Raw genomic sequence first — 14423 nt, 5'->3', positions numbered from 1 at the left:
CGATTGAATCCCCGATTTTTATAAGCTTCTTTCTATTATTTGCATTTCGATCATTTGTTTAAACGCTTCTAAAGAAAAACCTTTTGACTGCTCTTCTCCATATTTTCTCACATTTACAGCATTTTGTTCCTTTTCTTTATCCCCTAATACAAGCAAATAGGGAATCTTTTGCATTTGTCCTGCCCGGATTTTATACCCTAACTTTTCATTGCTGTCGTCTATCTTTACTCTTACTCCTGCTTCTTTTAAAACCGCTTGAACTTCTAGACAATAATCTAGATGAACATTGGATACCGGAATAATTTCCACCTGCACTGGTGCAAGCCAAACAGGAAAGGCACCTGCAAAATGTTCAATTAATATGCCAAAGAATCGATCAAGCGACCCATAGATAGCACGGTGAATAACAACTGGACAGACTTTTTCATTGTTTTCGTTGATATAGGCTAAGTTAAAGAGCTTTGGCATTTGAAAATCAAGCTGAATTGTTGCACATTGATGGCTTCTTTTTAAAGCATCCTTTATATGAAAATCAATTTTCGGACCATAAAATGCGCCATCACCTTCATTAAGAATATAATCTATTTTTAGCTGTTCTAAAACATTTCTTAATGCTCCCTCTGCTAATTCCCAAATGTCATCCCCATCCAATGAATCTTCTGGTCTAGTAGACAGCTCTACAGTGTATGCAAATCCAAAAGTACGGTAAACTTTATCGATTAACTGAAAAATGCTTTTAATCTCTGCTTCTATTTGATCTTCTCTTACAAACAGATGGGCATCATCCTGGCAAAATGTACGAACACGTAACATTCCGTTTAGTGCACCACTATATTCATGACGATGTACCTGCCCAAATTCCGATAAGCGAATCGGCAAATCGCGATAGGAATAGAGACTATTTTTGAAGATAAGCATATGTCCTGGACAATTCATTGGCTTTAAGGCAAACTTTTGTTCATCCACTTCGGAAAAGTACATGTTTTCATGATAATGATCCCAGTGGCCTGATTGCTTCCACATTCGCTCATTCATCATTAAAGGAGTTCTTACTTCTTCATAATCCGCCTCGCCTTGAAGCTCTCTCGAAAATTGCTCTAATTCATTGCGAATGATTTGTCCTTTCGGTAAATAAAACGGCATGCCAGGCGCTTCTTCTGAGAACATAAACAGCTCTAATTGCTTTCCTAGCTTCCGATGGTCTCGTTTGGCTGCTTCTTCGATCATTTCTAAGTAATCTGCTAATTGCTGTTGACTAGAAAAGGCAACACCGTACACACGTTGCAATACTTCCTTATCACTGTCCCCTCTCCAGTAGGCACCAGATACACGCATTAATTTAAAAGCTTTAATAAAACCAGTCGAAGGAAGATGAGTGCCACGGCATAAATCAATAAACTCTCCCTGCTGATAAAGGGAAATCGATTCATTGCTTGGTATAGTCTCTAAGAGCTCCAATTTAAATATCTCTTCTTTCTCTTCAAAAAGCTGTTGCGCTTCCGCGAACGATACTTCTTTGCGAGTAAAAGGAAGGTTTTCCTTGATAATTTTCTTCATCTCTTTTTCAATGGCTTGCAAATCATGGGAAGTTAAACTGTGAGCAAGCTTCATATCATAATAAAAACCATCCTCTACCACTGGTCCAATTGCTAACTGTACATTGGGATACAATCTTTTTATTGCTTGTGCCATGACGTGGGCGCTGGAATGGCGCATAATCGATACCCCTTCATCCGAATCTATTGTGATGATTGCTAAATGTACATCCTCTTCTATTTGATGACTCATATCTACAAACCATTCGTCATTGATCTTTGCTCCAACTGCTTTCTTCTTTAAGCTCACACTAATAGACTCCGCAATTTCCGCGACTGTGCTTCCTTTTGGATATTCCTTCATACTCCCATCCGCTAATACTACCTTAATCATTTTGTTCACTCCTTATAATTTTTGGTAACAAAAAAAACACTCGTCCCTACTGAAAGGGACGAGTGTTTTAACCCGTGGTTCCACCCAAATTCCCATAAAAAAACACAGTGGTTTTCTTATGGCTTGGTGCAGTAACGCTGCATACACGATATTGACTACTTCTCGTTCACCAATATAGCTCAAAGGTGGTAAATTATTTTCCTTTGCTAGGAAGTTCACACCTATTCTTCCCTCTCTGATAACAGTAAAAATAATTCATGTCCTTTTCATCGCCTATTATGAAATTGTAAAAACAAAAAACGCACTCATCCCTAATGAAAGGGACGAGTGCGTTTACCCGTGGTTCCACCCAAATTCCCATGAAAAATACACAGTGTTTTTCATGGCTTGGTACAATAACGTTTGCATCTACGGTATTGGATACTATAAATTCCCCAATACGGCTCAAAGGTGGTAAGATACTTATTCTGCGTTAGGAAGTTTTCAGCAATTCTTCCCTCTCTGGAAACCGAAATAGTAGCTCATGTCCTTATCAAAGCTTTTTATAATCAATTTTTTAAATATTCTATTACAAAGTGTAAAATTATGCAACCTTATTTTTTATTTTATTTATCTCTTTATGCTTTCCTCTTTCGTTTACAGGACTTTTTGAAGCGAGAAAAATCGCTATATGACAAATGTCATATAGCGAGCATGACATGTATGTCTGCCAATTTAATTGGTACATATTTATACTATAGATATCCATTAAGAGAAGGGAAATTAAAAATGAATATAAAAAACTTAAAACAATTAAGAACTGCTGTAGCACCATTTGAGAAATCCACTGTAAGTATTAGCATCTTGCAGCTTGCCAACACTATTTTGCCCTTTGTTTTACTTTGGTTTGCTGCATATAAAAGCTTAAGTATTTCTTATCTGTTAACCCTTGTGTTCGCAATTGCCGCCGCAGGATTTTTAGTAAGGATTTTTATCATTTTTCACGATTGCTGTCACTTTTCTTTCTTTAAAAACCGTAAAGCTAACAAGGTTTTAGGAACGATTACTGGTATCTTAACCTTATTCCCCTATAGCAAATGGCAGCATAGCCATTCTATTCACCACGCAACAAGCAGTAACCTGGATAAACGAGGAATCGGCGATTTATGGATGATGACGATAGAAGAGTACGAAAATGCCTCTTTAATGGTAAAAATCCAATATCGTTTGTACCGTAATCCGTTCATCATGTTTATACTAGGACCAATTTATGAATTTCTTTTAGCAAACCGCTTCAACCGTAAAGGAGCCAGATCGAAGGAAAGACTAAATACGTATATAACGAATATGGCGATTGTATTATTGGCTGTGCTTCTTGGCAGTACACTTGGCTGGTCATCTTTCTTGCTTGTACAGCTGCCGATTTTTCTTATATCCGGCTCTGTTGGCGTTTGGCTGTTTTATGTACAGCATACTTTTGAAGACACGTACTTTGAGGAAGATAAAAATTGGGATTATGTAAAGGCTGCTGTAGAAGGAAGCTCCTTCTATCACCTTCCAAAATGGATGCAGTGGCTGACTGGCAATATCGGCTATCACCATGTTCATCATTTAAGTCCAAGGGTTCCTAATTACAATTTAGAGCAGGTCCATAAACAGACAGAGCCTCTGCAAAATGTTCCAACGATAACACTTGCAAGCAGTCTTCGATCTTTAAAGTTCCGTTTATGGGATGAAAAAGACAAAAAATTTATCAGCTTTTATGAATGGAAGAAGCAAAAGAAATCCCTTGCCATGTCTGCAAGATCAGAAATGCCATAAATAAAAGCTTCTATCAGCCGGGGCCACTATAGATTCCGTTTGCATTAAGCAACTATCTGAGCAGCAATTAGGCCATTAATTGCTGCTCCATTATGTTAAAATGAATAAATAACAGTCAATAAAACGAGGTTAGAAACTGATGATGAAAAGATTAGAGGTTTTAAAAAAAAGCACGGGGATCTCTCCTTATATTTGGACATTGCTTACCATTTTGCCATTTTATTTCATATTCCATGCCTCTTCTGCAGTTGATGTAATATCAGGCATCATCCTTACCATTTTATTTTTTATTTTTTATAGAATTGCTTATCTGTCAAAAGGCTGGACAATCTATTTATGGCCGTCCTTATTAATCGGAATCTCTACCTTTGCTATTTATACATACAGCTATGTGTATTTTTCCTTTTTTCTTTCCTATTTTATTGGCAATATTAAAAAGCGGATTCCTTTTTTTATCCTTTATTTTATCCACTTGGCAGTTACTACATTTGCCATTTACTTCAAAATTATAATAGGCGATGCCTTGCTGATAAAGCAGCTGCCTTTTGTACTGATCATCTGGTTCGGCGTAATTCTATTGCCATTGAATATTCAGAACCGCAAAGAGAAAGATCAGCTACAGGAACAACTAGAAGATGCGAATAAACGTATTTCACATTTAGTTAAACTCGAAGAAAGACAGCGAATTGCCAGAGATCTTCATGATACTCTCGGCCAAAAGCTATCTCTTATTGGCTTAAAAAGTGATTTAGCAAGAAAACTTATCTATAAAGATCCGGAACAAGCCCGCATAGAACTGAAAGATATTCAGCATACTTCACGATCAGCGCTGAACGAAGTCCGAAAAATGGTCTCTGAAATGCGCGGCATACGATTAAAAGACGAGCTTCTTCTTGTCCAAAAAATATTAGGTGCGGCAGAGATAAGCCTGACATGCGATATAGCTTCCAATCTAAGAATTTCATCGATTGCAGAAAATATTATCAGCATGTGCCTAAAAGAGGCTGTTACTAATGTGGTTCGACATAGTAATGCCACCGCTTGCTCTATAAGCATCAACCAGAATAAAAAAGAAACAGTCATGGAAATTAAAGATAATGGAAGCACTCCTTTTCAAGAAGAAAATATGCACAAAGGAAACGGACTAGCGGGCATGAGAGAAAGATTAGATTTTATCAATGGTACTTTAGAAATTAGTGCCGAGGAGGGAACGATCGTAAAAATTGCGGTTCCACGGGATGGAAAAATAATAGAAAAGGAGGAATTAATATGATCCGCATTGTCATTGCCGAAGACCAGCGCCTGCTTTTAGGTGCTTTAGGTTCATTGCTTGATTTAGAAGACGATATCACGGTTGTCGGCAAAGCAAACAATGGAGAAGAAGCTATTCAGCTAGTCAAGGAAAAGAATCCAGATATTTGTATAATGGATATTGAAATGCCTGCTAAAACGGGTTTAGAAGCAGCGGAAGAACTTATGAGCCACCCTTGCAAAGTCATTATCTTAACTACTTTTGCAAGATCTGGTTATTTCCAGCGCGCATTGAAGGCTGGCGTATCTGCCTATTTGCTCAAGGACAGTCCTAGCGACGATTTAGCCAATAGCATCCGCAGTGTAATGGAAGGAAAAAGAATTTACGCACCAGAATTGGTTGATGATGTTTACAAAGAAGAAAATCCTCTTACTGAACGGGAAAAAGAAGTTCTGATGCTTGTTGCGAACGGCAAAAACACAAAAGAAATCGCCCAAGAGCTCTCCATTAAAACAGGCACTGTAAGAAACTATATCAGCATGATACTTGATAAACTCGAAGTAAAAAACCGCATAGAAGCTATCACTAGATTTAAGGAAAAAGGATGGTTTAAATAGAAAGGGACTGGCTTTCCAGTCCTTTTCTATTTAAAGTAGATTTCTATCCATAGCCAATTTACTGAGCAAGAAACTTAGGCAGCTGATCTTCACGTTTATCGAGCATAATCTGTTCTGGCTTGATGCCCTGTTCATGCAATACTTCAATGTTCTGCATCAAGAAGTCGTCGCTGCCAACAACATAGAATAGACCATCCCTGTCTGCAGCTAAATTTTTCACTTCTTCATAATAATCATTACGGTTATCGACAAACTGGGCTTCAAACTTTTTGTCAGGTACAGATGTAAAAATATCTGTAAATAAAAAGGCTTTTGATGAATCAATATTCAAAGAATGAATGTGAGTGACGTTGTCAGCGCGTTCCAAATAATCCAGTACAATCGGTCTAAAAGTTGCCAGCCCAACACCTGAGGATAGCAGATAAACATTTTTGTTTTCTCTTTTAAGCGGTAAGTTTGAATGTGTTTTAAAGATTGCGACTTCATTGCCTACTTCAAGATTTCTTAAAATCGATTTAAATTCTGAGCATTGCTCTCTAATGCGCGTTGTTATGCCGATTACATTTTCCTGTGGTAAAGAAGAGATAGACATATGACGAATCAAACTGCGATTTGGTTTGTCTCCGGCATTGAAACCTCTCAAAGCGAAATGTGTGTGGGAACCTTCTTCCCATGTAAAGTCTTGCGGACGGTCAAGCAAGTAAGTTTTAACCTCTGGGTTTTCCTCAACAATCTTATTTATTTTCGTCCAGTATATTTGCATGCTATATTCTCCTCTACATTATCGGTATCGTACTATCTACTATACAACAAATGATAATTATTCTCAATTATAAAGAGAACTTTTATAAAGAAAAACAAAAATCCTTACCCGATTGTCATAAATAGGACCGGATAAGGATTGGTAAGATGAGAACATTATTAATTTTTCACTGCATGTATATAGTGAATGGTTTCAAATGCTTGCAGGTTATCATCCCGATCAGAAAAAAACTGCTGTTGAATTTCTTGTGGTGATAGATGTTCATAAATTAATAACTGCTCATTAGCAAGTAAATCTTCTAATTCTGCAAGAGAAGCAGCAAACTTCATTGGTTCTCCGGCAGCTTGTGCCATCTGGACCATATTTTGCACACGATTAAAAATACCAGGTTCTGTAAACAAACCCTCATCGGCAAAATCAAAAATAATTGAACTTCCTTTTGAAAGGTCTTTAAAGAAGGCATGCAGCAACTGTTGAAGCACATCTTTTGTTAAATAATAAGATACCCCAAGTAAACTAAAAACTGTTTTCTTAGACAGGTCCAATCCTGCCGCAGCTAGTTTTTCTAACGAAAGCTCTTTCGTGAAATCCATTGCTACAAACTTTAAATGGGAAGGAATTTCATAGCCTGCTTGCTCTAACCGTTCTATCTTAAATTTTTGTGTGGATGGGTGGTCAACTTCATATACAGTAACATTTGGTAATGTATCATGACGCCAAGCAAAAGTATCTAAACCTGCACCCATAATGACATATTGTTCCGCCCCGTGCTGGCATTCGTTCCGTACAACATTTTCTGCGTAGGCCGCTCTAGCAAGTGGTGTTGGTGATAGTTGAATTTGTGTAACCCACTTTAATATTGCGTCCTGATCACCTTTAAATTTTTCAGCCATTTCAGAACTAAAAAAAGTAATGCCATTAGACATATTTGCTGCAATGGCTTGATATTCTTCTGGTGATAAGAAATCTTGCGCTATATAATCATTGAATATAATCGGGCAGTCCTCTTTCACATGATATGCTCGACTAAATGCTGAAACTAAAGAAGTTAAACTTGATTCATTATTCTTCATCGCTAACACCCCAAAAAAAAAAGATTCCCCCCGGCCAGGAGAATCTTATTATATCAGTAATGTTTATTATTGTGAATTATAGCACAAACTGATTTTTTTGTCAAATATTTCAACTTGTTTTATAACCACTTTCCAGAAAATACCTTTAATGAATATCAAACTCCAGAATACGAAGAAAATCCTCCATCAATCGGCAGTGTCATGCCTGTTATAAAGCTTGATGCTTTGTCACTGGCTAAAAATAATAATCCACCAACTAACTCTTCGGGTTCTCCGAATCGATCCATTGGCGTATTATGCAATATATTTTCCGCTCTTGGCGAAGGGCTTCCATCTTCTTTATATAATAAAGATTCATTTTGCTTCGTTACAAAAAATCCCGGTGCAATCGCATTAACTCGAATACCTGCTTTTGCAAAATAAACAGATAACCATTGTGTGAAATTGTTTATCGCCGCCTTTGCCCCACTATATGCCGGTATTTTAGTTAATGGTGTGTAGGCATTCATCGATGAAATATTTATAATGCACCCACCCTCTCTCTCAGTCATCGCTTTAGCGAAAACTTGAGATGGTAGAAATGTTCCAAGAAAATTAAGTTCAAAAACAGATTCAACACCTTCTGATTCGAGATCAAAGAACGTCTTATATTCTGGATGATTTCTTGCTTTTTCCCTATCAAAAAATTCATCATCTGTGGTTCCAAGAGGATGATTTCCTCCCGCATTATTAACGAGAATATCACATGCTCCTAACTTATTCTCTATTAACTCTCTTGCCTTCTCCAGTGAATCTCGTTGGAGAACATTTGCCGCTACTCCTAATGCCTCTCCACCTTCCTCTATAATCTCTCTCGCAACCTGATCAGCGGTATCCTGATTACGACCAAGAATAGCAACTTTAGCCCCACATCTTGCTAACGCTTTCGAAAAGTATGAACCTAATACTCCATTACCACCTGTTACTACAGCAACTTTATTTGATAAATTGACTTGTAATGGAATATCCACATTTAATTCCCCCTAAATCTTTCTATTTTTATTTTCCGCTTCCCATAATCCGAGGAGGTAAGCAGCTCCTAGCGCACGGTCATATAAACCATAGCCGGGTTTCCCTGTTTCTCCCCAGATCATTCTGCCATGATCTGGACGAATCGGCCCTGAGTAATTAAACTCTTTTAATGCATGTATTACTTCATACATATCAACAGAACCATACTCTGTCATATGGGCAGATTCCTGAAATGATCTGTTCCCTGTCAACTTAATATTTCGGGCATGTACAAAGTGAACTCGCCCCTTGTTACCAAAGTATCGAAGCATTTGAGGGAAATCATTAGCTGGTTCCGCCCCCAGAGAACCGCTGCACATCGTTAAGCCGTTAAAAGGGCTGTCAATAATAGAAAGTAAGCGTTCTAGATTAGCTTTATTTGTAATAATCCGCGGTAACCCAAAAATATTCCAAGGGGGATCATCTGGATGAATCGCCATCTTTACATTTGCTTCCTCAGCTACTGGAATTATTGCTTTTAAAAAATACTCAAGGTTTTCCCATAATTTTTCTTCCTTAACATTCTTATAATGATCAAAAAGCTTATATAAATCATCTTCCTTATAACTCGAATCCCAACCCGGCAGTGACAATTCTCCAATCAAAGGATCCATCTGTTCAACTACTTCTTCTTCAAAAATTAATGCTGTCGAACCATCTGGCAGAACATAGTCTAGGGATGAACGCGTCCAATCAAATATTGGCATGAAATTATAGCAGACTACCTCGATTCCAGCCTTTCCTATATTCCGGATTGTTTCTTTATAATTTTCAATATATTGATCACGGGTAGGCAGTCCAATTTTTATATCTTCATGAACAGGGACGCTTTCAATGACGGAGATATACAGTCCTACTTTTTCCACTGCATTCTTCAATTCTATTATTTTCTCTAAAGACCAGACTTCCCCTACAGGAATATCATAGATTGCCGTCACAATTCCTTTCATGCCAGGAATCTGTCGAATGTACTCTAATGGTATGGAATCATTTTTCCCGTACCAGCGAAAACTCATTTCCATTTTTGTTACCCCCTATTAGTACAATTGCAAAGAATTTACTAATATTTATATTGGTTAATCATTCATCCTATACATCATTTAAAAATAGTTTTTTATTCTTATCATCACATTTTCTTACTAGATTGCAATTGTTAGTCTACCAATCTTATTATTTGTTTGGAGATAATACGTTTTCCCCTTCATTACTGATGAAAAATTGATATAATGCACCATAAAGATTGGCATCGTTTTGAAATTTGCAGGCAACAACTTTCGGCGTTGCCATATGAAACGGATTCATTTTTTTTATTTCTTCAATAGCCCACTTTATCCTTTGCAGCAACACTGGCTGAGCACTGATCCCTCCACCAATTGCGACAACCTCTGGATCCAAAATATAGGATAAATTTAATATTTGTGTAGCTAAGTGGAGACAGTATTCATCAAAAATTGCTGCTGCTTCTGGATCCTTATTATTAATGTAATTGAACACAGCTACCCCATCTGTTATATCTTCGATTTTCTTTATTACAGCAATTCTTTTTACCATTTCCACCGCAGAACAAATTAGCCCAAAATAAGTTGCTTCTTTTGTTTGCAGATTTAGCCCATTCATGACATAACTTATTTCCCCAGCAGATAAGTGCACACCGCGATGAACCTTTCCATCGATAATAATTCCGCCTCCTATGCCGCTTCCGAGCACAAGTACGACCGAGTCTTTATAGTCCTTTACACTTCCAAGCCACAACTCAGCTAAAGCAGCACACTTTGCATCATTTTCTATTGAAACTTTTATTCCATATTTCTCTTCTATTCTTCTTTTTAAATTTACCTCGTGCAAAAAAGGAAAGGAACCACCATAATAAACGATTCCAGTATCAGTATCGATGGTTCCTGGACAACTGATCGCAATTCCTTTTATAGACGATAAATCGTGCTCTTCAATAAGAGTAAAAAGCACATTTTCAAAATCTATTAAATTTGTTTTGGGTGTAGTCATTTTTGCTTTTTTTATAATCTGTGCTGCTGAATTCATAAGTGCATACTTAACAAACGTTCCTCCAATATCTATAACTAAATACATAAACTATCTCCTTTAAAATAAATAGATTCTAAAGTGACATACAAACCAAAACAGTAAACATTAGTCCTTATAATGAAAATTAGGAATAGCTGTCCAGCGCCTTCTTAATTCATGTGCAATAGACTTCGGCTTGCGATCACGCGTGAAAATTCCTTTCTTATTTCCTTGAACACGAATAATCCCTTGAGTCGTTGCAAAATCCGCAAAGTTCCAAACCTGCTCTCCAATGAACTGATCAAACTCATCAAACACCTCATGGTTCGCGCGATAGAATTCTATCTGATATTCTTCTGTAAACATAATTGGTTCAACATCATGTAATCCGGCGACTGTATCTGCCCCATATTCTGTCATCATAAAAGGTGTATTAGGACATCTTTCAAGCCACCCATTTAATTCAGCACGTAACTTTTCTTTTGCCGACAGTAAATCCCCACCATCTACATACCAGCCGTAATAACGATTAAAGGCAAGTATATCTACCAATTCTGCCACTTTGTCTTTTTTAGGGGTAGACTCAATTTGAGTCACAATAGTTATCGGACGTTTCTGTGGATCAAGATCTCTTGTTAGATCAACCAATGGCTTGAAGTATTCATATGCGCCTTCCTCCTCTGATGCAGGTTCATTAGCGATATTCCACATTACAACGGAAGGATGATTCTTGTCTCTTTCAATTAACTCTTTAATCACCTGTTTATGATGTTCGAACGTTTTTAATTCTTTCCAAGTATTCCGAAGGTTTCCGCCACTATGTAGTACCATCATATTTAGATGCAGCCCTACTGCTGGTACTTCATCTATAACAACAAATCCTTCTTTATCTGCAAGACGCATAACTTCCTCTGAATATGGATAATGAGCTGTGCGAAAAGAGTTAGCTCCAGACCACTTCATGAGATTGAAATCTAATACATTAGAAGCCTCATCAAACCCTCGGCCATGAATGGGAGTATCCTCATGTTTACCATAGCCTTTAAAATAGAATGGCTTATTATTAATAAGGAACTTTCCATCTTTTATCTCGACTGTTCTTACTCCAAATGGCTGCTCATAAACATCCATTATTTCATTTTGATCTTGCAATTCGATTCTGAGTTTATATAAGTATGCATTTAATGGTTCCCAAAGCTTTACGTTTGGGATTAAAATGGTATTCGAAATCCCTTCTGAGGAACCCACAACCTTACCTGATTCATCTATTACCTTTGCGATAATATTGGATGAGCCAGCCATATCAATTGAATAGTGAACCTTTCCATCTAATTCCGTTAGAATTGTTATATCTCTGACGTACGTTTTCGGTGTAGTATATATTTTTACTGGCCGATGTAGACCTGCATAGTTGAAAAAATCAAAATTAGGCTGATTTCGGATTATATGTCTATCTAGTGCAGTCTCTTTTTTTGTCACAAACCCAACTGGTAAGGTAGTTTCATCTACAATGTTATTAACTGCAACTGTCAATCGATTCTTACCTTTTTGAAGATAGCTATTAATTTCTGCTTCAAATGGTAAAAAGCCGCCTTTATGTTGAATAACAAGTACACCATTTACATACACATTTGCTAAATGCGTAGCAGAACCAAATCGCAACACAATTCTTTCTTCCATCAATATATTAGGTACAGTTAATTCGCGCTCATACCATACCCAGCCAACATGATCACGAATAGCTGCTTTTACCCCCATATCATTGTATGATCCTGGCACAGCCATACTAATAGGGTTGTTAAGTTCAGCTTTATGCCACTCTTCTTGAAATCCAGCACCTAAATCTAGCTTAAAATTCCAGATGCCATTTAAATCTATGACATTTCGTGTTTCCGAGATAATTGGATATAACATGTATAAATCGCCTTCCTTCTTCTAAACTATAGAAATACAAATCCCTCTTAAAAATCAAAGTAACTTGAACTACCCCTGCCCGTATTTTCAAGCAGGCTTACTTGAATTTTTTTCACTTCTTTTCCTTTCTAAATCGCTTACAAGTTGTGTTGTCCGCTTTTTATTAAGTGGATAAAGAAAAGCGAAACAAATAAATACTAATAAAAGACCAAGCGCAGGTATTAATGTAGCAAGCCTATGAATGCCATCTAGGGTTTCTTGTGTTTGAACTTGAAGAGTAGGATTATAGCCAGCTGCAGCTATTGCCACTCCACCAATGCCTCCTGCAACCGCCTGGCCAACTTTACGAGAAAAAGAATAAATAGAGTATATGGTTGCATCCTCCCGTAATCCTGTTAGATACTCATGGTAATCAACCAAATCTGTGATAAATGCCCAGCTTATTAAGTTAAAAAGAGCATAACCAAATAATCCGACTGATAAAATACAAATGAATATTGTTGCTGTTACATTAGGCAAGAAATATAACACTAAATAGGCAAGTGTAGAAAGTAAAAATCCCGCAGATGCAACTTCTTTCTTACCGAATCTTGCTACCAATGGCTTAGCCATTGGCATGCCGATAAAAATTGTTGCTGATTGAACCATACTGAATACACTTAGTAGCTTTGCATCGCCAAAATAATCCTTAAATAAATACGTATTTACAGAACCAATTAACATTAAATTTATTAAGAATAATAGTGAACCAATTAAAAACACAATTAACGGTCTATTTTTAGAAATTCCCTTTAATGTTTTTGCTAAATTAATATTCGGCTGTTCATCCTCGTTCCTTACTACTCGTTCGATACTTAGCTTGTAGCATGCCATATAACTGGATATAGAAAGAATACCAAAAATTATTGCTCCTACTAAAAATTGATTTGCATCCGCTTTATTATCAACGAATAATATCAAAGGTCCTGCAACCCCAACTATCAATTGAGCAAGTGCCGCTCCGAGAGATCTCCAAGTTGACAAAGTTGTTCGTTCTACTGGATCGGCTGTGATAACGGAAGCCATTGATCCGTATGGAATGTTAACCGTACTGTATAATGTTCCCCATAAAATATATGTTACATAGGCATATGCAGTATAAAAACCATTAGACATACCTGGAATATGAATAAACATTAAAACACCTGAAATAACAAGAGGAAATGACATTCTATAAATCCACGGCTTGAATTTTCCATGCTTCCCTGCTTTTCTAGTATCTATAAACCGTCCCCATGTAATGTCCGCAATAGCATCCCATAAACGCGCTATTAGGAATAAGCCCCCTACAGCAGCCGGATTTAAATGAAAAACATCTGTATAATAAACCATCAAAAATGAACCAACTAGAGCAAAAAAGAAATCGTTTCCAAAATCACCAAACAAGTATCCAAATTTGTCTTTTATCCCAAAAGGACGCATACCATTCACCTCAAAAATATTTTTTTTATAGAGATTACGAATGAAAAATTTTGTAGATTAATACTTTCTTGACTTTTGAATCCGATTACATTTATTTTATTTATAAAATAAATGATTAGATTATTTCCCTCTAGACTTTTTAAATAGGAAAATAATCTTTGATAACGTTATCACTTATAGATAAATATTTTGAAATCGATTTCTAAATATGAGTATAAATTCTCATCCTAAGAAATTATGGTGTTTTTTACAGAATAATAGTGAAATTCACATATTTATTTTAATTTCATTTTATCTGGAGGTACTATTCATGCAATCTATTAAACAAATAACTGATTTAGAATATATTTGCCATCTAGCTTACAGTATGTTTAAAATCCCTACTTATTTTTTCAACTCTGTAGGGGAGCTTATCCATAAAGCAGTAGATTCCAATTTTCATCATAATCCCATATACCAATCTAATACGGACATTATTATTGAGCTATTTTCTAAAATGGAAAATCGAGTAGGAGGGAGTGATTAACTCCCGACCTCTCATA

At 36.7% G+C, this 14423-nt stretch carries 12 protein-coding genes and 2 other annotated features; of the genes, 4 read left to right on the top strand and 8 right to left on the bottom strand.

The features are described from left to right. Nucleotides 1–18: 18 nt before the first annotated feature. The gene (thrS, locus tag NST77_RS01700) at nucleotides 19–1929 is read right to left on the bottom strand and encodes a threonine--tRNA ligase (protein ID WP_163186782.1); all 1911 of its coding nucleotides are present in this window, start codon (nucleotides 1927–1929) and stop codon (nucleotides 19–21) included. 51 nt (nucleotides 1930–1980) lie between these two features. Continuing rightward, nucleotides 1981–2208 (bottom strand) — a binding site (T-box leader). Between the two features lie 37 nt (nucleotides 2209–2245). Then, nucleotides 2246–2474, bottom strand: a binding site (T-box leader). A gap of 223 nt (nucleotides 2475–2697) precedes the next feature. On the opposite strand from thrS, the gene NST77_RS01695 reads away from it, so the two are divergent. The 3 genes from NST77_RS01695 (at nucleotide 2698) to NST77_RS01685 (ending at nucleotide 5598) form a co-directional block, all read left to right on the top strand. Further along, nucleotides 2698–3729 carry a fatty acid desaturase gene (locus tag NST77_RS01695; RefSeq protein WP_095330241.1) on the top strand — a complete coding sequence of 344 codons (1032 nt, stop codon included), beginning with the start codon at nucleotides 2698–2700 and terminating at the stop codon, nucleotides 3727–3729. 139 nt (nucleotides 3730–3868) lie between these two features. Next, nucleotides 3869–5002 carry a sensor histidine kinase gene (locus NST77_RS01690; RefSeq protein WP_163186780.1) on the top strand — a complete coding sequence of 378 codons (1134 nt, stop codon included), beginning with the start codon at nucleotides 3869–3871 and terminating at the stop codon, nucleotides 5000–5002. Then, nucleotides 4999–5598 carry a response regulator transcription factor gene (locus NST77_RS01685; protein ID WP_095330192.1) on the top strand — a complete coding sequence of 200 codons (600 nt, stop codon included), beginning with the start codon at nucleotides 4999–5001 and terminating at the stop codon, nucleotides 5596–5598. Before NST77_RS01690 ends, NST77_RS01685 begins: the two co-directional genes overlap by 4 nt. Before the next feature lie 58 nt (nucleotides 5599–5656). On the opposite strand, the gene NST77_RS01680 is transcribed toward NST77_RS01685, so the two are convergent. The 7 genes from NST77_RS01680 to NST77_RS01650 all read right to left on the bottom strand — a co-directional run bounded on the left by NST77_RS01680 (nucleotide 5657) and on the right by NST77_RS01650 (nucleotide 13881). Then, a complete protein-coding gene (locus NST77_RS01680) occupies nucleotides 5657–6361 on the bottom strand; it encodes a dihydropteridine reductase (RefSeq protein WP_163186778.1) in 705 nt (234 codons plus the stop codon). 158 nt (nucleotides 6362–6519) lie between these two features. Next, nucleotides 6520–7434, bottom strand: coding sequence for a class I SAM-dependent methyltransferase (locus tag NST77_RS01675; RefSeq protein ID WP_123259053.1), 915 nt, complete (start codon nucleotides 7432–7434; stop codon nucleotides 6520–6522). Between the two features lie 155 nt (nucleotides 7435–7589). Next, nucleotides 7590–8444, bottom strand: coding sequence for an SDR family oxidoreductase (locus tag NST77_RS01670; protein WP_123259851.1), 855 nt, complete (start codon nucleotides 8442–8444; stop codon nucleotides 7590–7592). 12 nt (nucleotides 8445–8456) lie between these two features. Further along, a complete protein-coding gene (gene uxuA, locus NST77_RS01665) occupies nucleotides 8457–9506 on the bottom strand; it encodes a mannonate dehydratase (protein WP_163186776.1) in 1050 nt (349 codons plus the stop codon). A 148-nt stretch (nucleotides 9507–9654) separates the two neighbouring features. Beyond that, nucleotides 9655–10572, bottom strand: a complete 918-nt coding sequence (locus NST77_RS01660; RefSeq protein WP_163186774.1) for an ROK family protein — start codon at nucleotides 10570–10572, stop codon at nucleotides 9655–9657. A gap of 60 nt (nucleotides 10573–10632) precedes the next feature. Then, on the bottom strand, nucleotides 10633–12420 hold the full coding sequence (gene uidA / locus NST77_RS01655; RefSeq protein ID WP_163186772.1) for a beta-glucuronidase: 1788 nt from the start codon (nucleotides 12418–12420) through the stop codon (nucleotides 10633–10635). 87 nt (nucleotides 12421–12507) lie between these two features. Further along, complete coding sequence (locus NST77_RS01650) at nucleotides 12508–13881, bottom strand: MFS transporter (protein WP_095330199.1); 1374 nt, start codon at nucleotides 13879–13881, stop codon at nucleotides 12508–12510. 310 nt (nucleotides 13882–14191) lie between these two features. On the opposite strand from NST77_RS01650, the gene NST77_RS01645 reads away from it, so the two are divergent. Beyond that, nucleotides 14192–14407 (top strand): hypothetical protein, encoded by a 216-nt coding sequence (locus NST77_RS01645; RefSeq protein WP_341122686.1) that lies wholly within the window; start codon nucleotides 14192–14194, stop codon nucleotides 14405–14407. Nucleotides 14408–14423 lie beyond the last annotated feature (16 nt).

The organism is Niallia sp. FSL W8-0177, assembly GCF_038006285.1.
Lineage (GTDB): Bacteria > Bacillota > Bacilli > Bacillales > Cytobacillaceae > Niallia > Niallia circulans_A.
Note: the sequence above shows the minus strand (reverse complement) of the source record. Positions and strands in the feature narration are given on the sequence as shown.